At 37.4% G+C, this 19,246-nt stretch carries 15 protein-coding genes; 8 read left to right on the top strand and 7 right to left on the bottom strand.

The features are described from left to right. Positions 1-340 precede the first annotated feature (340 nt). The 7 genes from MR062_RS07150 to MR062_RS07120 all read left to right on the top strand — a co-directional run bounded on the left by MR062_RS07150 (position 341) and on the right by MR062_RS07120 (position 9,361). Positions 341-1,639, top strand: a complete 1,299-nt coding sequence (locus tag MR062_RS07150) for a serine hydrolase domain-containing protein (RefSeq protein ID WP_242203417.1) — start codon at positions 341-343, stop codon at positions 1,637-1,639. Between the two features lie 24 nt (positions 1,640-1,663). After that, complete coding sequence (locus MR062_RS07145; RefSeq protein WP_242203415.1) at positions 1,664-2,752, top strand: CNNM domain-containing protein; 1,089 nt, start codon at positions 1,664-1,666, stop codon at positions 2,750-2,752. Next, the gene (locus MR062_RS07140; protein ID WP_242203414.1) at positions 2,752-3,282 is read left to right on the top strand and encodes a methylated-DNA--[protein]-cysteine S-methyltransferase; all 531 of its coding nucleotides are present in this window, start codon (positions 2,752-2,754) and stop codon (positions 3,280-3,282) included. Before MR062_RS07145 ends, MR062_RS07140 begins: the two co-directional genes overlap by 1 nt. A 74-nt stretch (positions 3,283-3,356) precedes the next feature. Then, on the top strand, positions 3,357-4,517 hold the full coding sequence (locus MR062_RS07135; protein WP_242203413.1) for a serine hydrolase domain-containing protein: 1,161 nt from the start codon (positions 3,357-3,359) through the stop codon (positions 4,515-4,517). Between the two features lie 81 nt (positions 4,518-4,598). Further along, on the top strand, positions 4,599-6,797 hold the full coding sequence (locus MR062_RS07130) for a S41 family peptidase (protein ID WP_242203412.1): 2,199 nt from the start codon (positions 4,599-4,601) through the stop codon (positions 6,795-6,797). 4 nt (positions 6,798-6,801) lie between these two features. Beyond that, entirely contained in the window at positions 6,802-7,515 is a 714-nt protein-coding gene (locus tag MR062_RS07125) for a 3'-5' exonuclease (protein WP_242203410.1), read from the top strand. Between the two features lie 163 nt (positions 7,516-7,678). Beyond that, a complete protein-coding gene (locus MR062_RS07120) occupies positions 7,679-9,361 on the top strand; it encodes an ABC transporter ATP-binding protein (protein ID WP_242203409.1) in 1,683 nt (560 codons plus the stop codon). On the opposite strand, the gene MR062_RS17635 is transcribed toward MR062_RS07120, so the two are convergent. Further along, positions 9,356-9,478 (bottom strand): hypothetical protein, encoded by a 123-nt coding sequence (locus MR062_RS17635; RefSeq protein ID WP_262916823.1) that lies wholly within the window; start codon positions 9,476-9,478, stop codon positions 9,356-9,358. The genes MR062_RS07120 and MR062_RS17635 overlap by 6 nt on opposite strands. Before the next feature lie 545 nt (positions 9,479-10,023). On the opposite strand from MR062_RS17635, the gene MR062_RS07115 reads away from it, so the two are divergent. Further along, positions 10,024-11,991, top strand: coding sequence for an acetoacetate--CoA ligase (locus tag MR062_RS07115; RefSeq protein ID WP_242203408.1), 1,968 nt, complete (start codon positions 10,024-10,026; stop codon positions 11,989-11,991). A 157-nt stretch (positions 11,992-12,148) separates the two neighbouring features. Here the strand turns inward: MR062_RS07115 and MR062_RS07110 are convergent, their stop codons facing one another. The 6 genes from MR062_RS07110 to trhO all read right to left on the bottom strand — a co-directional run bounded on the left by MR062_RS07110 (position 12,149) and on the right by trhO (position 19,059). Further along, positions 12,149-14,494: a penicillin-binding protein 1A gene (locus MR062_RS07110; protein ID WP_242203407.1), complete on the bottom strand. Its 2,346-nt coding sequence runs from the start codon at positions 14,492-14,494 to the stop codon at positions 12,149-12,151. A 101-nt stretch (positions 14,495-14,595) separates the two neighbouring features. Further along, the gene (locus tag MR062_RS07105) at positions 14,596-15,090 is read right to left on the bottom strand and encodes a gliding motility lipoprotein GldH (protein ID WP_242203406.1); all 495 of its coding nucleotides are present in this window, start codon (positions 15,088-15,090) and stop codon (positions 14,596-14,598) included. Further along, a complete protein-coding gene (locus MR062_RS07100; protein ID WP_242203405.1) occupies positions 15,077-16,267 on the bottom strand; it encodes a PSP1 domain-containing protein in 1,191 nt (396 codons plus the stop codon). Before MR062_RS07100 ends, MR062_RS07105 begins: the two co-directional genes overlap by 14 nt. 239 nt (positions 16,268-16,506) lie before the next feature. Further along, on the bottom strand, positions 16,507-16,737 hold the full coding sequence (locus MR062_RS07095; RefSeq protein ID WP_242203404.1) for a ferredoxin: 231 nt from the start codon (positions 16,735-16,737) through the stop codon (positions 16,507-16,509). After that, positions 16,737-17,981: a peptidase U32 family protein gene (locus tag MR062_RS07090; RefSeq protein WP_242203403.1), complete on the bottom strand. Its 1,245-nt coding sequence runs from the start codon at positions 17,979-17,981 to the stop codon at positions 16,737-16,739. Before MR062_RS07090 ends, MR062_RS07095 begins: the two co-directional genes overlap by 1 nt. A 4-nt stretch (positions 17,982-17,985) precedes the next feature. Further along, a complete protein-coding gene (gene trhO / locus MR062_RS07085; RefSeq protein ID WP_242203401.1) occupies positions 17,986-19,059 on the bottom strand; it encodes an oxygen-dependent tRNA uridine(34) hydroxylase TrhO in 1,074 nt (357 codons plus the stop codon). Between the last annotated feature and the right edge of the window lie 187 nt (positions 19,060-19,246).

Genomic DNA, 19,246 nt, shown 5'->3' with positions numbered 1-19,246 from the left:
CCACTCCTCCTTTAAAAGGAAAGGAGTTTAAATAAATCAACAACCACAACTCCTTCCCTTTAGAAGGGAAGGTGGCTTTAAACTCATTTAAGAGTTTAAAGTCGGAAGGGTCTTATTAAAACACAAAAGAAAAGACACAAGGATTTTTGTCATGTCCAAAAAATTATTAGTTAACTAAAATTTCTATGCTTCCAGCCTCTAGCCTCTGGCATCCAACATCCAATTTCCCTTTTCAATCCCTACAATTTCTTCACCCTTAAAGACCAAGTTTACTAGGCCTTCATAAGCGTACTAAAAAATACTTTTGTAACTTTCAAACCAATTAGTATCCCTAAAGCATATGCGAAACTTTACGCTACTCTTTTTACTCATTTTTAGCACAGTACAGGGCCAATTGCAATACGGCAGCCCAGAATTGGTTGGATTGGATTCACGGTACATTCAACATCGAGTCGATTCCATAATGCAACGGGCAATTAAGGAACAAGCTTTCCCAGGTGCTCAGGTATTGGTTGCCAAACAGGGTAAGATCATTTTTCATCAAGCATATGGTTTCCATACCTACGATAGCATCCAAAAAGTACAATTGAATGACATATACGACTTAGCTTCAGTTACCAAAATTGTTGGTCCCTTACCTGCTTTAATGAAACTTTACGAAGAAGGCAAATTAGACCTCGACAAACCTTTTAGCACTTATTGGCCTTCATGGAAACATAGAGCCGATAAAAAAGATATTACCCTTCGTGAATTGTTAGCGCACCAAGCGGGTATGAAACCTTACATTATATTTTTAAGTGACGTCCTTAGAAAAGGCAAACCTAAAAAACGATTTGTACAAACCGAAAAACGCAAAGGGTTTTCGAATCAAGCCTATCCAAACCTCTACATAAAAAATCGATTTAATCGCAAGGTCTTCAGAAAGATTAAACGCTCTAAAGTAAGTGACGATAAAGTTTATCTCTATTCGGGATTGGCCTCATTAATTTACCCGCAACTAATTGAAAACATAACAGGTGAGGACTACCAAAGCTATCTTCAAAACCATTTTTACAGACCCTTAGGTTGTGAAACACTAGGTTACTTACCATCAACAAAAGCGTTTAAAAATACTATAGTCCCCACAGAAAACGACTCCATCTTCCGAAACACTCTAACACAAGGTTGGGTACACGATGAGAACGCAGCACTTTTTGGTGGGGTTTCTGGCAATGCCGGATTGTTTGCAACAACCAAAGATTTAGCTATTTATATGCAAATGCTATTACAAAAAGGCACCTATGCCGGCAAACACTATTTTAAAACCTCAACGGTTGAGGAATTTACACGAATTCAATATCCAGAAAACGATAACCGGCGCGGATTAGGGTTCGACAAGCCTTTAATTGGAAATGATACTTTAAGCATAAAAGAAGCCTACCCAGCACCTCAGGTAAGTCCCAAAAGTTTTGGTCACTCTGGTTTTACGGGGACTTTTGTATGGGCAGACCCCGATAACGAGCTTGTGTTTATCTTTTTATCCAATCGTGTTTATCCCACAAGAACACATAGAAACATCTATGATCTTAATATAAGACCTGCTTTACAACAAGTGTTCTACACAGCCAATTTAACTACCATTAATTCCCAAAATAATTAGTACTTTAGACCTTTATAACAAGCTATGAGCACATTAATTTTTTGGGCAACCGTTTCCATTTTTTTTTCGTTTTTATGTTCTATACTAGAGGCCGTGTTACTTAGTGTTACACCAACCTTTATAAACATTAAAAAACAAGAAGGCAAAGACTATGCTTTAACCCTAGAATCCTTAAAAAAAGATGTAGACAAACCCTTAATTGCCATTCTCACCCTAAATACCATTGCCCATACTTTAGGGGCTATGATGGTAGGTATCGAAGCTGAAAAATTACCTTATAAAGTAGAGCTTTTCGGAATCAATACAGTGGGCATCGTTTCGGCCATAATGACCTTTTTAATTTTAGTGGCTTCAGAAATTATTCCAAAAACCATAGGGGCCACCTACTGGAAAAGCCTAGCCAATTTCGCATCAAAAACACTCATCATTTTAATCTTCCCTTTAAAATGGACTGGGCTTCTTTGGCTATTACAGCTTACCACAAAATTAATTGGAGGTAAGGGTCACCATGGTAGCGTGCTAAGCAGGGAAAGCTTTATGGCCATGACCGATATAGCCCATGAAGAAGGGGTTTTTCAAGAAAACGAAAGTATTATCATTAAAAACTTGCTCAACTTTAAGCAAGTTTTTGCAAAAGATGTGATGACCCCTAGAACAGTCATGAAAATTGAAGATGAAACCACCACCGTTGAAGACTTTTTTAATAAAAACATCAACCTAAGGTTTTCCAGAATTCCTATATACAGGGGCGACCCAGACAATATTGTCGGGCTTGTTTTAAAGGACGAAGTATTTAAGGAAATGGCTTTGGACAACGGCAATAAAAAACTAGCCGATATTAAACGGAACATTATTGTTGTTAATAGAAATCTGTCTATTCCTACCCTATTTGAAAAACTGGTAGAAAGCAGAAACCATATGGCTTTAGCCGTGGATGAATATGGTAGCGTTAATGGCTTGGTAACCATGGAAGACGTGATAGAAACCCTATTGGGCTTAGAGATTATGGATGAAAGCGATAATGTCTCGGATTTGCAACTCCTGGCTAGAAAAAGCTGGGAAACCCGCGCTAAAAAATTAGGCATCTTTATTGACGATAATACCAAAAAGTAATGGAAAGTTGCATCATCGAAACACCTTTAGGGTTTACCAAAATTGTTGGTGATGAAGATGGTATTACCGAAATTACAGTACTTAATAATTTAAATTCCCCCGAAGGAGGAACAAATAATTTGTCTTTCCCGCGTAAGTGGGAATCTGAAGAAAAAACCACAGATATTATTCCTGTTCTATTAGAAGATTGCGTCATTCAGCTTAACGAATATTTTGAAGGGACTAGGCAACAATTCAACTTAAAATTAAATCCACAGGGCACCGATTTCCAAAAACAAGTCTGGAAGGCTTTAGAACAAATCCCACATGGCAAAACCACCACTTATTTAGAACTTTCTAAACAACTGGGTGATGTAAAAGCCATTAGGGCGGTAGCCAACGCCAATGGCAAAAACCCCATTTGGATCGTTATTCCATGTCATCGTGTTATAGGTAGCGATGGCAGCCTAACGGGTTATGCCGGAGGACTCCACAGAAAACAATGGTTGCTGGACCATGAGAGTCCGTACAAACAGCAATCGCTTTTTTAACCATTGCACCTCAACTGCTTTTCAAAAAAAGATGAATTAATTTTCCTATATTTAATTCAAGTTAAAGCAAGCTCATGAAACACATCATAAAACTTCTAAAATGGTTGGTTATCCTATTTGGGGCACTCATCATAGTGCTCTATATAACCGATACCGATTACCTTATTAAAGCCGTTCGCACCATTTATTTAAACGGACATACCACAGCCTTTTTAGAAGACTATAAACACTTCGACAATAGAATTATTGAAAACAGCACACCCCAACCATGGCCAGACCATAAAAACTATAATAGCGCTAAAGAAACAGAACGATTAACCACAACCAACAACACCTATGGCACCATAGCTTTTGTTATCATAAAAAACGATAGCATTTGGTTTGAAAACTATTACGACGAGTTTAATGATAACTCAAAATCCAATTCCTTTTCCATGGCAAAAAGTTATGTGTCTGGACTTTTGGGCAAAGCCATTATGGAAGGCTATATAAAAAGTTTAGACCAACCCGTATGCGATTTTTTTCCTGAATACTGCAATGGGTTGGCTGCCAAACTAACGGTAGGCGATTTAGCCAGTATGGCATCGGGAAGCGATTGGGATGAAGCCTATTATTCGCCTTTTTCCATTACTACCCGAGCTTACTTTGATGATGATTTAAAAGCCATGATGCTTAACAAAGTAAAAGTAGTTGAAGCTCCTGGACAATCCTTTAAATACCAAAGTGGAAACACACAACTCCTAGCCATGGTTATAAAAAAAGCCACAGGCAAAACATTATATAACTATTTATCTGAAAGCTTTTGGAAGCCGCTTGGATGTGAAAACGAAGCCCTTTGGCAGTTGGACAGTGAGGCAAACCAAATGGTTAAGGCCTATTGCTGCATTGCCAGTAACGCCAAAGATTTTGCGCGTTTTGGCAAGCTTTATAAAGACCATGGCAAATGGAAAGGCAAACAGATTTTAGATTCCACATTTGTTGCCACATCGGTAACACCCCGATTTCCCGAAAGCCCACAATACGGTTATGGCTGGTGGTTGCACAACAAAGACGGCAAATCATTATTTATCATGCGGGGGCATTTAGGACAAATGGTTATTGTAGACAGAACAAACAATATTATTATTGTAAGGTTGGGTCATAAACGAACACCACAAACTGTTATGGATGAATTTGCCGAAGATGTTGATGTTTACATTGAAGAAGCTTATAAAATGTTAGGCAAGGAATCTTAATATTATGTTATTTAACATTTTCTTAGATTGTAAGAATTTTTTTTAAGTTTTATTTGATTGCATTAACATTAATCAATCATTATGAAAAGATCTTTTTTATTATTATTAATCTTATCGCATTCAATCTTTGCCCAAAAAAACCTCAATTTAGATTTCGAAATTTTAGAAGATGGAAAGGCCAAAAATTGGAGTGTTTTTGGAGATGGCGACTATTCAATTTCTTACGAACAATTAATATCTAAAAGCGGCAACATATGTGCATCAATAAAAAGCAATAGTCAAAATGTTGAATTTAATGCATTATCATACAAAATCCCAGCAGATTTTGGTGGTAAAAAAATTAAACTAACCGGATACATCAAAACGGAAAATGTTAGTAGTGGTTGGGCTGGCCTCTGGATGCGTATTGATCCATACATTGCCTTTGATAATATGAAATCGCGTGGTATCACTGGAACCACAGAATGGAAAAAATATGAAATTGAGCTTTCTTTAAATAACAATGCTAAAACAATTGTATTTGGGGGCATTCTTGCTGGAACTGGAAAAATATGGGTAGACAATTTAAAAATAACTGTAGACGGAAAATCACTTGAGAATACTCCTAAAAAAGTACTGACCAAACCACAGCTAGATACAGAATTCGATACAGGTTCAAAAATTACTTTTTTAACCTTAGATGAAAATCAAATTAACAACCTTGATTTACTGGGGCGTATTTGGGGCTTTTTAAAATACTATCATCCTGCTATTGGAGGAGGAAACTACAATTGGGATTATGAACTATTTAGGTTTCTACCTAATTATCAAAAAGTAAAACCCAATAAAGAACGAGATAGTTTACTAACAGATTGGATAAAGCGACTAGGAGAATTAAAACCGTGTAAATCGTGCAAAGAAACATCGAAAGAAGCGTTTTTAAAACCTGATTTAGCTTGGATTGACAATAAAGGGCTATCAAACATCTTAGTTTCAAAACTCAAATATATTCAAACCAACAGGCACCAAGGGGATCAATACTATATTAGTATGATTCCAAATGTGAACAATCCAAAGTTCACAAATGAAAATCCATATTATGACATGAAATATCCTGATGCTGGTTTTCGCCTCTTAGCATTATACCGATATTGGAACATGATTCAATATTTCTTTCCTTACAAACATTTAATTGATAAGGATTGGAACAGTTGTCTAATTGAATATATTCCTAAATTCATAAATGCAGATAGTGAATTAAAATATGAATTAGCGGCCCTTCAAATTATTGCAGACATAAAAGACACTCACGCCAACCTATGGGGAGGAAATAATAAAATTCAAGAACAACGCGGTAATTACTACCCTCCTTTTCACGTGTGCTTTGTAGAAAATAAATTGGTTATTGATGATTACTTTAACCCAGAATTAAAAACAGAAAGCGGTTTGGAAATTGGTGATGTTATAACACATGTTAATGGAAAAGCGGTTGAAACTTTTATAAAAGAAAATCATAATCTCTATCCTGCTTCCAATCAACCTACAAGACTCAGAAACATGTCTTTTGATATTTTAAGGGCAAATTCAAATACCATATCTATTACCTATACTCATAACAATAAAAGTTTAACCAAAGACTTAAAATTATATAATAAGGAAAATCTAAATTTTTATTTTGGCTACAAAAAAGAACCAAATGGTAAAAGCTATAAAATGCTTGACAATAATATAGGGTATATTACACTAAAATATATTAAGAAAAAGGACATAGATAGCATTAAGTCTAATTTCAAAAATGCTAGAGGAATTATAGTTGACATTCGCAATTACCCTTCTGCATTTGTCCCATTTTCATTAGGAAACTTTCTAAATTCCAATAGAACAAACTTTGTGAAATTTACACAAGGGAATAAAAATAACCCAGGAGAGTTTACTTTTAGAAATGGCCGCAAAGTTGGTATTGATAGGTCTTGGTCTTATAAGGGGAAAAAAGTGGTTGTATTAGTAAATGAGCATTCTCAAAGTCAATCAGAATATACAGCCATGGCTTTTAAAGCGGGCAATAAGACTATCGTTATGGGTAGCACCACAGCTGGAGCCGATGGCAATGTTTCGAAAATCAATCTTCCTGGTGGCCTGCAAACCATGATTTCTGGCATTGGTGTTTATTACCCCGATGGCACAGAAACCCAACGGGTGGGTATAATTCCAGATATTGAGGTTAAACCTACCATAAAGGGTATTAAGGAAGGACGTGATGAAGTTCTAGAAAAAGCTATTGAATATATAAATACCAATTAGTTTTATGATTAGTAAACTTAACCTAGAAAACATTCTATTTCTGGATATAGAAACCGTTCCGGAAACCCAACATTTTTCAGATTTGGACGCCACCAAACAAACCCTTTGGGAGCTCAAATCGCAATACCAACGTAAAGACGAGTTCACCGCAGAAGAATTTTACGAACGCGCAGGTATTTGGGCAGAGTTTGGAAAAATCGTTTGCATTTCGGTGGGCTATTTTAGCCTTCAAGGCGATACCAGAACCTTTAGAGTAACTTCGTTTCATGGTGACGAAATTAGTCTTTTAAAGGATTTTAAAAACCTATTGATTTCACATTTTAGCCAAACCAAACATTTACTGTGCGCCCATAACGGTAAGGAATTCGACTTTCCGTATATTGCACGTCGTATGATCATCCATAACATGGAACTACCCTATAAGTTGAATCTGTTTGGCAAGAAACCTTGGGAAGTCCCACATTTAGACACTTTGGAACTCTGGAAATTTGGGGATTACAAAACCTACACCTCCCTAAAACTATTGACCAACGTGTTGGGCATACCCTCCCCAAAAGACGATATTGATGGCAGCGAAGTGTTTAGGGTGTATTATGAAGAGAACGATATAGACCGTATCATTACTTATTGCGAAAAAGATACCATTGCAGTGGCACAAATATTTTTAAGGCTTCGCGGTGATGCACTTTTAAGTGAGGATGAAATTATTCATGTATAATCAAAGAAACTAGAGGTTAGAAGATAGAAAATAGAACATAACAACTACTTGTCAGGTCGAGCGCAGTCGAGACCTCACCAAATAAAACCTAAAAACAGACCTCTCGACTGCGCTCGAGGTGACATTCAAAATAAAATTGAATTTTAAAAACATTCGTGTATTCGTGGCAACAAAAAAACCTTTATTACAAATAGAAAACCTTTCCATTGCATTTGGAAACAATGAAGTGATTCATGGTATTTCATACCAACTCTATAGCAATGAAATATTGGGTATTGTTGGCGAATCGGGTTCGGGGAAATCGGTGTCCTCGTTAGCTATTTTAGGCTTATTGCCCAAAAAGACATCAGCCATAACCTCGGGTTCCATTATCTATAACGAACAGGATGTAACGCAACTTACCAATAAAGCATTTCAGCAAATACGCGGCCAAAAAATGGCGATGATTTTTCAGGAACCCATGAGTTCCCTAAATCCGTCTATGACCTGCGGCAAACAAGTTCAGGAAATCCTGTTACAGCATACCACCCTCTCTAAACAAGCGACCAGAGAAGAAACCATCGCGTTATTTGAAAAGGTAAAGCTTCCCAACCCGTCTCGTATTTACGACGCCTATCCCCATGAGATTTCCGGCGGACAAAAACAACGGGTTATGATAGCCATGGCCATTGCCTGCAAACCCGATATTTTAATAGCCGATGAGCCTACCACAGCACTTGATGTAACAGTTCAAAAGGAAATCATCACACTTTTAAAAACGCTTCAGGAAGAAACCAAAATGAGCATCATCTTTATTACACACGATTTGGCTTTAATTTCAGAAATTGCCAATCGCGTTTTAGTAATGTACCAAGGCAGTATTGTAGAACAGGGCGATGTGGCATCCATCTTTAAACATCCACAGCATAATTACACCAAGGCGCTTATTAATTCAAGGCCGTCGTTAGATACCCGATTAAAAACATTGCCCACCATTCAAGACTACCTAAACAATACGCTTTCAGACGAAATTATAACACCCCAACAACGCAAATCGTTGCACGAAACATTGTATAGTAAACCACCACTATTGGAAGTGGTAAATGTTGAAAAAGAATATATTTCAAAATCGGGGTGGTTTTCCAAGCCAGCTGCATTTAAAGCAGTAGACCAAGTTAGCTTTAAACTTTACGAAGGCGAAACCCTAGGCTTGGTAGGCGAATCTGGGTGTGGTAAATCTACTTTGGGCAATGCCATTCTACAACTCGATAAAGCAACAGCAGGCACCATTTTATATAACGGGATAGACATTACCAAACTTTCAAATCTTGAAATACGAAAACTTAGAAAGGAGATTCAAATTATCTTTCAAGACCCTTTTTCTTCCCTAAACCCTCGAATACCTGTTGGAGAAGCTATCATGGAGCCTATGGTGGTACATGGCATTGGCCATACCAACGAAGAGCGCAAGGCTAAGGTTTTGGATATTTTAAACCGGGTGGGGCTATCAGAAGACTATTTTAATCGTTATCCACACGAGTTTTCGGGTGGACAGCGTCAGCGTATAGGCATAGCCAGAACCATTGCACTGCAACCCAAACTCATTGTTTGTGATGAGTCGGTTTCTGCTTTGGACATATCGGTTCAAGCACAGGTTTTAAACTTATTAAATGAACTTAAGGAAGATTTTGGCTTTACCTATATTTTTATTTCACACGATTTAGCTGTAGTAAAATATATGAGCGATCAGCTACTGGTTATGAACAAGGGTAAAATTGAAGAATTAGACGATGCCGATGTGATCTACAACAATCCTAAAAAAGAGTACACTAAAAAGTTAATTCATGCTATTCCAAAAGGTTTATAGCATGAATACTTTTTTAGTTAAATACAGTAACCCTCTTACAAACTGCAAAAGCTCTTGAAGCGTTTCCTTCAATCTACTGTCTTTAAATTCTATTTGCTCAGGTAGATTTGGTTCCATTTTAAGTAGGTTAAAATTTATGGTAGACTTGAGGCAAATTTATAATTTGGCTTGGTTCATTTGGGATTGTAAAGATGAAACTTTTTTTCAAAATAATAGATAAAAAACATATTAAATCGATGAAATGCGTATTTTTTTAACATTTAGATTTATATTGCCTCATTTCAAAGCACAAGGTTATGCCACAATTATCTTTTTGCGATCATTTTTTGGGCAAATGGCAAGCCACCGCGCTTTACGCTATAGTTTTTTAAAATTTTTGGAATTTTAAAAAAGCTGTCGCTCCAATCGCTTTTGCGGGGCTTTAATTGTTAGTTCAGTACATCACAAAAAAATCTTGATTCCCAACAAGTAACTTCTAATCTCCAACCTCTAACATCCAGTTTGCCTTTTAAATCCCATCAATCTCTTCAATCCATTCAATCTTTATTAACCATTATCAATCCCGTAGCCTAAGTCTGAAATTTGTCGTACATCCCAGGTACTATTATAAGCCTTCATTCCTTGAATAATGCTTATCTTTAGGTCGCTTAAAACCATTAAAAATGTCCAATAAAAAAATATGGGAAGGATCGGTTTCCTTTAAAGAAAATAGTCATTTATTCAAATACAAAACCTGGCTGGCAAATAACCATGATTTGCATTTTAACACCTATGAAGATTTATGGCAATGGTCTGTAAATCATATCCAAGAGTTTTGGAAAAGTATTTGGGACTATTTTAAGGTGATTTCACACAAGCCCTACAGTTCAATTTTAACCAAAGGCACCATGCCCAATGTAACATGGTTTTCTGGGGCACAAGTAAATTATGCCGAACATGTATTTAGGCATACACACCTTAATGATGAAACCGCCATCATCTTTAACAACGAACAAGGCGATTATCTCGAACTATCTTGGAACGACTTAAGAACTAAAGTGGCATCTATGGCCACTTACCTAAAATCTATTGGCGTTACTAAAGGAGACTGTGTTGTGGCCTTTCTGCCCAATGTTCCAGAAGCAACCATTTCTTTTTTAGCGGTAAACTCAATAGGAGCCATCTGGTCCAGTACATCGCCCGATTTTGGAAGTGAAAGCGTCATAGATCGTTTTGTACAAATTAAACCCAAAGTCTTTATAACAGTAGATGGCTATTACTACAATGGAAAACCGTACGATAAAACTACGGTAGCTAAAGATATTGCCAAAGCACTACCTACCTTAGAGCAGGTTATTGTACTGCCTTATCTAAACAAAGTATCGACCGCTAATTTTCCAAAAGCATTTATAAACATAAACGATATCTTTAAAACTCAAGGCGATACGCTTGTTTTTGAACCTGTAGATTTTAATCATCCTATTTGGGTATTGTATTCTTCTGGTACAACAGGATTGCCCAAAGCTATTGTTCATTCTCACGGCGGTATTTTATTGGAACATTTAAAGTACATGGCTTTCCATAACGACGTACATGAAGGCGAACGTTATTTTTGGTTCACCACAACAGGCTGGATGATGTGGAATTTTCTACAATCCCCATTATTAATGGGAGCCACCATTGTACTTTATGATGGATCTCCAACTTACCCCGATTTTTATAAACTTTGGGAGTTTTCAGAAGAAACAAACATTAATCACTTTGGCACCAGTGCCCCGTTTTTAGTAGCCAGTATGAAACGCAATATATTACCAAAAAACCAATATAATTTAACAAGGTTACGATCCATAAGCTCTACAGGGGCTCCTTTACCTTATGAAGCCTTTGAATATGTATACGACAGCATAAAACAAGACGTATGGCTATGCTCTATGGCTGGTGGCACCGATGTCTGTACAGCCTTTGTTGGAGGCACACCATTTAACGCCGTTCATGCCAGTGAAATACAATGTCGTGCTTTAGGTGTTTCATTATATGCATACGACGATAACGGGCAACCTGTTGAGGATGATTTAGGTGAAATGGTTATAGACCAACCTATGCCCTCCATGCCCATCTATTTTTGGAACGACACTAATAATGAACGTTACAAGTCTAGCTATTTTGAACATTTCCCAGGAAAATGGCGTCATGGTGACTTTATAAAAATAAGTTCCCAAACCCATGGTATTGTTATTTATGGTCGATCGGACGCTACCTTAAACCGACATGGAATACGCATTGGCACCAGCGAAATTTACCGAAGCATTAATAAAATAGAAGCTATTGAAGATTCGCTTATTGTTAATTTAGAATTAGAAGGCGGCAACCATTTTATGCCCTTATTTGTAAAAATGAAACCGTCTTATGCCTTAACCGATGACGTTAAAACTCAAATTAATAGCCAACTTAAAAAAGAGTATTCCCCACGGCATGTACCCGATACTATCATTGAAGTTTTGGATATTCCCTATACCATAAGCGGCAAAAAAATGGAAGCTCCCGTAAAAAAGATCTTGTTGCAAATGCCTGTAGAAAAATCGATTAATATCGATTCCATGAAAAACCCAGAATCAATTAATTTCTTTATTGAATTTGCTAAAACGATTTAGAACCACAACAGCAGTGTCATTGCGATGAGTCTTGCGAAGAAGCAATCTGTTACTTTATATCTATATGGCTTTAATTTTAACAGATTACTTCGTCGTTCATACTTCTCTCCTCGTAATGACAGAAGGGTTTATATTTAAATAAAGAATATTTTTTCAACTAAAATTCCAAATCGTCCGGGACAGCTTCATCAATATCGCCTGGATTTTCCTTCTCTAGAACATTAGAGCAATCTACATTTATAGTAAGCTCCGCAGGTGCTTCAAACTCGTCTTTAGAAATATTTAAATCCTCATCGGCATAACAGCTTTTCATATATACTCCCCAAATTGGCAAAGCCATAGCAGCCCCTTGTCCATAAGAAATTGATGAAAAATGCGCCGCTCTATCTTCGGCACCTACCCAAACACCTGTTACTAAATTAGGCACCATACCCATAAACCAACCATCACTCTGGTTCTGTGTGGTTCCTGTTTTCCCTGCTATAGGGTTTGTAAATTGGTAAGGGTAACCTGTTCCAACATCTTTGATATATCGCCTATATGAATCGGCTCCTTTTGTCCGTAAATGTGCTCCGGAACCGTATTGCGTCACCCCTTCCAGGAGTTTTACGGTAACATAAGCAGCTTCTTCACTTAACACATCACGCGTTTCAGGCTTAAACTGGTATAAAACCGTACCGTTTTTATCTTCAATAGCGGTTACCAAAACAGGCTTTGTATAGACCCCTTTGTTGGCAAAGGTGGCATAGGCCCCTACCATTTCGTAAACACTTAAATCGGGAGTACCCAAAGCAATAGAAGGTACTGGTGGAATTGTAGATTTTATACCTAATTTCTTTGCCAAATCAATAACGGGTTGTGGGCCTACCTTATCCATCAATCTCGCCGTTACTGTGTTTACTGAATTTGCTAAAGCGTTTTTTAAAGTTCTTACCTTACCATAATCTGCATCACCACCTGAGTTTTTAGGGCACCACTCTTCTGGGTTGCCATACTTCCACTTTTCAATACAAAAAGGGGTGTCTGGAAATTCATCGCAAGGTGATAAATGCAATTGGTCTATAGCCGTTGCGTAGACAAAGGGTTTAAAGGTAGACCCTACCTGACGCTTCCCTTGCTTAACCATATCGTATTGAAAATGGCGGTAATTAATCCCTCCAACCCAAGCTTTAACATGTCCCGTTTGTGGATCCATGGACATCATACCCGTTCTTAAAAACGACTTGTAATACCGCATTGAATCTATAGGTTTCATAATGGTATCCCTTTCTGAAGGTTGTCCATCTTTCCATTCAAAAACCGTCATCGGTATTGGTTTATAGAATGATGCTTTTATTTCTTCAACATCTTTCTTTAAATCATATCTCATGTGCCTCCATCGCTCAGACTGACGCATCGAATTGCGCAAAAGCGTATCTATGGCTCCTGTAGTTAAATCTAAAAATGGTGCTGTTGGGTTACGCTTTGGTGTGTTCTGATGAAAAAACTCAGCCTGCAGTCTTGCCATATGCTGCTTTACAGCATCCTCGGCATACTGTTGCATGCGGGAATCTATCGTAGTATAAATTTTCAACCCATCGTTATATAAACTCCATTTGGTGCCATCGGGTTTTGGATTTTTTTGAATCCAATCTTTCATAAAGGTTTTTAAATACTCCCTAAAATAGGTAGCGATACCTTCTCTATGGGACTCTGGAGTATAATTTAAATCCAGTTCTGTTTTTTGTAAAGAGTCCTTGGCTTGTTCCGTAATGTATCCATACTTTTCCATTTGAGCTAACACCACGTTTCTCCTATTCTTTACACCAACAGGATTTACTCTAGGATTATAAAGTGCCGAATTTTTGAACATCCCTACCAACATGGCCGATTCTTTTAACTCTAAATCCCTCGGTTCTTTGCCAAAGTAAATACGGGCCGCACTACGAATACCATCGGCATTGTTCAAGAAGTCGTAGATATTAAAATATTGAGAAATAATTTCCTCCTTGGTATATTGGCGTTCTAAACGTATGGCAATTACCCATTCCCTTACTTTTTGGAAAGCTCGTTCAAGCTTACTTTTTGAGACTTGCTTGGTAAATAACTGTTTTGCCAACTGTTGAGATATAGTACTGGCTCCACCACCACTACCTAGCATGACAAAAGCACGCAATGTACCTCGGGCATCTATTCCAGAATGTTCATGGAAGCGTATATCTTCAGTTGCTATCAAGGCATCAACTAAATGTTTAGGTAACTCATCAAATCCTACAGGCGTTCTATTATCATCAAAATAAAACTTCCCAAGCGTAACACCATCAGAAGAAACAATTTCGGTCGCTAAATTGGTTTTAGGATTTTCAAGAACCGTATGGTCTGGTAGTTCTCCCAAAAATCCCCACGAAGCCACTAAGAACAAAAGGACTGCTGAAAGTATTCCAACAACAAACAACATCCAAAACCAACGGATGTATTTTGAAAAGTCTTGCGTTTTTTGCGTTTGTTTTTTTGTTTTTGCCATGTACTATTCATTAATGCATCTTGATACTGAGACTGTCAAAAAAGTGCCATGCTGAATGACAAAATAAATCACATATAGACAATCTCCACTTGATGCAATATTTATTTATTTTGAGGTTTTTCTATTCTAAAACCAACATCGGTGATACCTTCTAATTCTACAACACCGTTAACCTTGCCATTCTCTCGCATGGCATGTTGTATGCTCACGGTATATTCCCCACTTTCCTTAAATACCACGCCTTCTTTATACCACAATTTGTTTTCCTTAACATCGGTAAACCCTGTCCCCAACAGCTTACCACTGGGGTCTGCCATGCGATATTCCAAGGTGTCTGTTACCGTTTTCCCATGTGGAAACGCCATCTCTACAATTAAAAATAAGTTATTGTATTTGTAGGCATTGGTATTTCGTAAATTAACAAACAGGTTATACGGGTTTATAGAATCTGGCGGGTTTATTTTAAAACTTGTTATGGAATCTTTATGCCACGCATTGGGCACCGATTTATACACGTCGTAAACACGATTAGAATCACAAGAAACCATTATAAAAATAAGACTCAATAAACTAAGGCATATTCTATTTAGGTGCATTTTTACTGTTTTGGGATTTCTTTCTTCTATTCTTGTTTCTGTTATTGTTTCTATTCCTATTGTTTTTACGTTTTTTATGACGCTTTGGATTATCGAAACGTGTTAAACTGTCTTGACCTACAACGTTTTCAAACTCTGCTTTAGTATCTTCAATTAAATCTGAAACATACTCTTCTAAACTAGCTACCGTTTTTTTCTTCTTATTTAGTTCAATAATTTCATTGGCCTGAGCTGTAGTAATCTTATGCCAATTCATCCATTCCCCTTCATAGGCATACCACATATGCCCCTTAAAGATGTCTGTCTTCTGGCAAACCGCGGTGCCTTTTTCTGTTTGTAATTTAATATCTGTTTTAGGGAAATCTTTTAGGGCGTCTAAATAGGTATCCAATTCATAATTCAAACAGCATTTCAATTTACCACATTGCCCTGCTAATTTAAGCGGGTTTAACGATAACTGCTGATACCTTGCCGCCGATGTACTAACCGAACGGAAATCGGTTAACCAAGTAGAGCAACACAATTCGCGTCCACAAGACCCTATACCACCAAGCCTAGAGGCTTCTTGCCTAAATCCTACCTGTTTCATTTCAATACGGATTCTAAATTCGCGTGCAAACACTTTTATGAGTTCACGAAAATCCACACGTTCTTCGGCTGTATAATAAAATGTGGCCTTACTGGCATCGCCTTGAAATTCGATATCAGAAATTTTCATTTGCAATTTAAGATCTATTGCAAACTGCCTGGCCTTAACCTTCATAGACTCCTCCTTATCGCGGGCAGCAGACCAAATATCAATATCTTTTTGGCTCGCTTTTCTATAAATTTTTAGTGCGCCATCGTCACTGGTGCTTATGTTTTTACGTTTCATTTGAACGCGCACCAACTCTCCCGTTAAGGTTACCATCCCTACATCATGTCCAGATTGGGCTTGGGTTGCTACAATATCGCCTATACTTAAAGTTAAGTTTTCGGTGTTTTTGTAATATTCCTTTCTACCGTTTTTGTAACGTACCTCTACCCAATTAAATGGTTTTTCACCACTAGGAAGCGACATATTGGACAACCAATCGAATACCGTTAGTTTATTACAACTATCGGTACCACAAGTGCCATTGTTTTTACATCCTTTAGGTTGACCGTCTTTACCAGTTGAACAACTGTTACAAGCCATATATTGTTATATTGAATTCGATAATAATTAACTTATATCGAATTAAAGGTTTATAATTCATTTTCATGTGTTAACATTTATTTTTTCAAAGGCCACATGTAACCCCTGCCTGCCGACAAGTAAGTTTTATGATTAAAATAATCATTTCACTGTGTGTTTAAAGATTCTTTTAATCCTGTCGGTTTCTTTTGTAAAGATATGATTATTCCCAAGACTTAAAAAAAGAACATATCATATACTTAAACATGCTTTACAGAAATGATTTTTACCGGACATGCTTTTGAAGCATTCTCACAAGGTTCTAAAATCATGACATCATTAGACTTTAAGGTAAAAAACCCTTTTTTCTCCGCGGAACGCAACAGCACCGATTTCCCATCTTTTTTGGACATTTGAAACTGCTGCGGTGCCAATTCCACACAATAGTTACAGCCAATACATTTTTGACGTTGGAGCGTTACAACTACCATTAGGCTTCAACTTTGTTTTCAACCATTTTGTACAACTTGTCTGAAGGACGGATTCTAAAAGGCAATTTTATAGTAACCGAATCACCTTTGCTTGCTTTTTCCAAAGGCTGATCGTTCACCAACATTTCTTTAACCTCAACTTCTTTAGCTCCAGTGGTAGGCCCCGTAATTAAAATAGTATCGCCAAGAGCAACATCGTAAGCTTCTATTTTAAACTCGCCTATCTCTGGCTTGGGATAATAATGCATGCCCTTGCCTAAATACACCTTCTTTTGGGTGGCATGCGAACCCGATCCCTTGCTCCATTCACCCAGTTTTTGACCTAAATAATAACCACTCCAAAAACCTCGATTATATACTTTCTCCAGATCCTGCATCCAAGTAATTACTTTGGCTTTATCGTAAGTACCGTCGTATAAACTATCGATAGCTTCCCTGTAGCATTTAATAACTTTTGCAACATATTCTGGCGCTCTACCCCTACCTTCAATCTTTAAAACTTTAATACCTGCTTCGGCCACTTCGTTTAAAAAATCGATAGTACACAAATCCTTGGGCGACATGATATACTCATTATCCAGTTCCATTTCGAACCCGGTTTCCTGATCGACTACAGTATATTTTTTTCTACAATTTTGCTTGCAAGCACCACGGTTAGCCGACGAGTTTTGGGAATGTAAACTCATATAGCATTTACCCGACACGGCCATACATAATGCGCCATGACCAAATATTTCAATCTCGACCAATTTGCCAGACGGCCCTTTTATTTGGTCTTTTTCAATCTGCTCGGTTATCTTTTTCACTTGGCGCAAACTCAACTCACGACTCAACACCATAGTATCGGCAAATAGGGCATAAAACTTTACCGTTTCTATGTTTGTAATATTGATTTGGGTTGAAATATGCACTTCCATTCCCGCTTCCCTAGCCGCCATTATCACCGCTTGGTCCATCGCTATTACCGCTGTAATATTGGCTTCTTTAGCCTTGGTAATTAACGTCTTGATAATGGACAGATCATGATCGTAAATAATCGTATTTAAGGTTAAATACGTCCTAACGTTTTTCGCTTTACACCGGTCTGAAATTTCCTGAAGGTCATCCAAAGTAAAGTTAATGGAAGCCCTGGCACGCATGTTTAACTGTTCTACTCCAAAATACACCGAATCGGCACCATTATCCAAAGCCGCTTGCAGGGACTCAAAATTACCCGCCGGGGCCATTAATTCTATCTTCTGCATCAGCCTATTCCTTATTGGTTTTTAAAACTTCAAAAATATTTCTTAAGTCCTTTTTATAAGGCAAATGATCGGCGCGCCCTTTTTTGAAAATATCGTTACTATTGCCCTGTCCCTTGCGTAGTGCTTTTTGTTCTTCGTAAGGTAAAGCATGTATCTCTTTACAGGTAGTAGAACAGCAATTGTTCATTTCTTCCTTACACTCATCACATTGAATGAATAACAAGTGGCAGGCCTCATTGGCACAATTGGTATGCACATCGAATGGCTTACCGCATTGGTGACAATTGGCTATTACATCCTCACTAATACGCTCGGCTCGTCTATCGTCAAACACAAAATTTTGTCCTAAAAACTTGTTTTCCAACCCTTGCGCTTTTATCTGCCTGGTGTATTCAATAATACCGCCTTCCAATTGGTACACATTTTTAAACCCTTTGTGTTTAAAATAGGCACTGGCCTTTTCGCAACGTATACCTCCAGTACAGTACATCACGAGCTTTTTATCTTCCTTGTGTTCCTTTAAATCATCTTCAATAATATCTAAAGATTCCCTAAAAGTATCTACATCTGGTGTCACGGCATTTTTAAAATGGCCTATCTCACTTTCGTAATGGTTACGCATATCTACCAGTACGGTATTGTCGTCTTCAATAAGCGTATTAAACGTTTCGGCATCTACATGAACGCCTTTATTGGTAACATCGAAAGTATCATCATTCAGGCCATCGGCAACAATTTTGTGCCTTATCTTAACTTTAAGTTTCAAAAAAGATTTGTTGTCTTGCTCTACGGCAATATTCAAACGGACACCCTTTAAAAAATCTATTGAATCTAAATGTTTTTTGAATTCGTGAAACCGATCGGCCGGAAGCGATAATTGTGCGTTGATGCCTTCGTGTGCTACATAAATCCTACCCAAAACATCCAAGGCATCCCAAGTAATGAACAAATGATCCCTAAAAACCTGAGGGTTGCCAATTTTGGCATATTTATAAAAAGAAAGTGTTAATCGATCTTTTCCTGCTTTATCGATTAATTCCGCTCTTTCTTTTGCACTTAATGTATTGTACAGTTGCATGCTATACTAATTTTTAAGATTAAAGAAATTATTTTGAAGCGCAAAAGTACAATTTTAACTGGAAACCATAAAAAAAAGAGACTACCTGAAATGTGTCATCCAGATAGTCTCTTTATATTGGCTCATTCACAATTAAAGTCACCAATTATGGTTAGTCACCATTGGCTTCACAGCAAGTACAAACAAA

It is taken from the genome of Aestuariivivens insulae, from assembly GCF_022662195.1.
Taxonomy (GTDB): domain Bacteria; phylum Bacteroidota; class Bacteroidia; order Flavobacteriales; family Flavobacteriaceae; genus Aestuariivivens; species Aestuariivivens insulae.
Note: the sequence above shows the minus strand (reverse complement) of the source record. Positions and strands in the feature narration are given on the sequence as shown.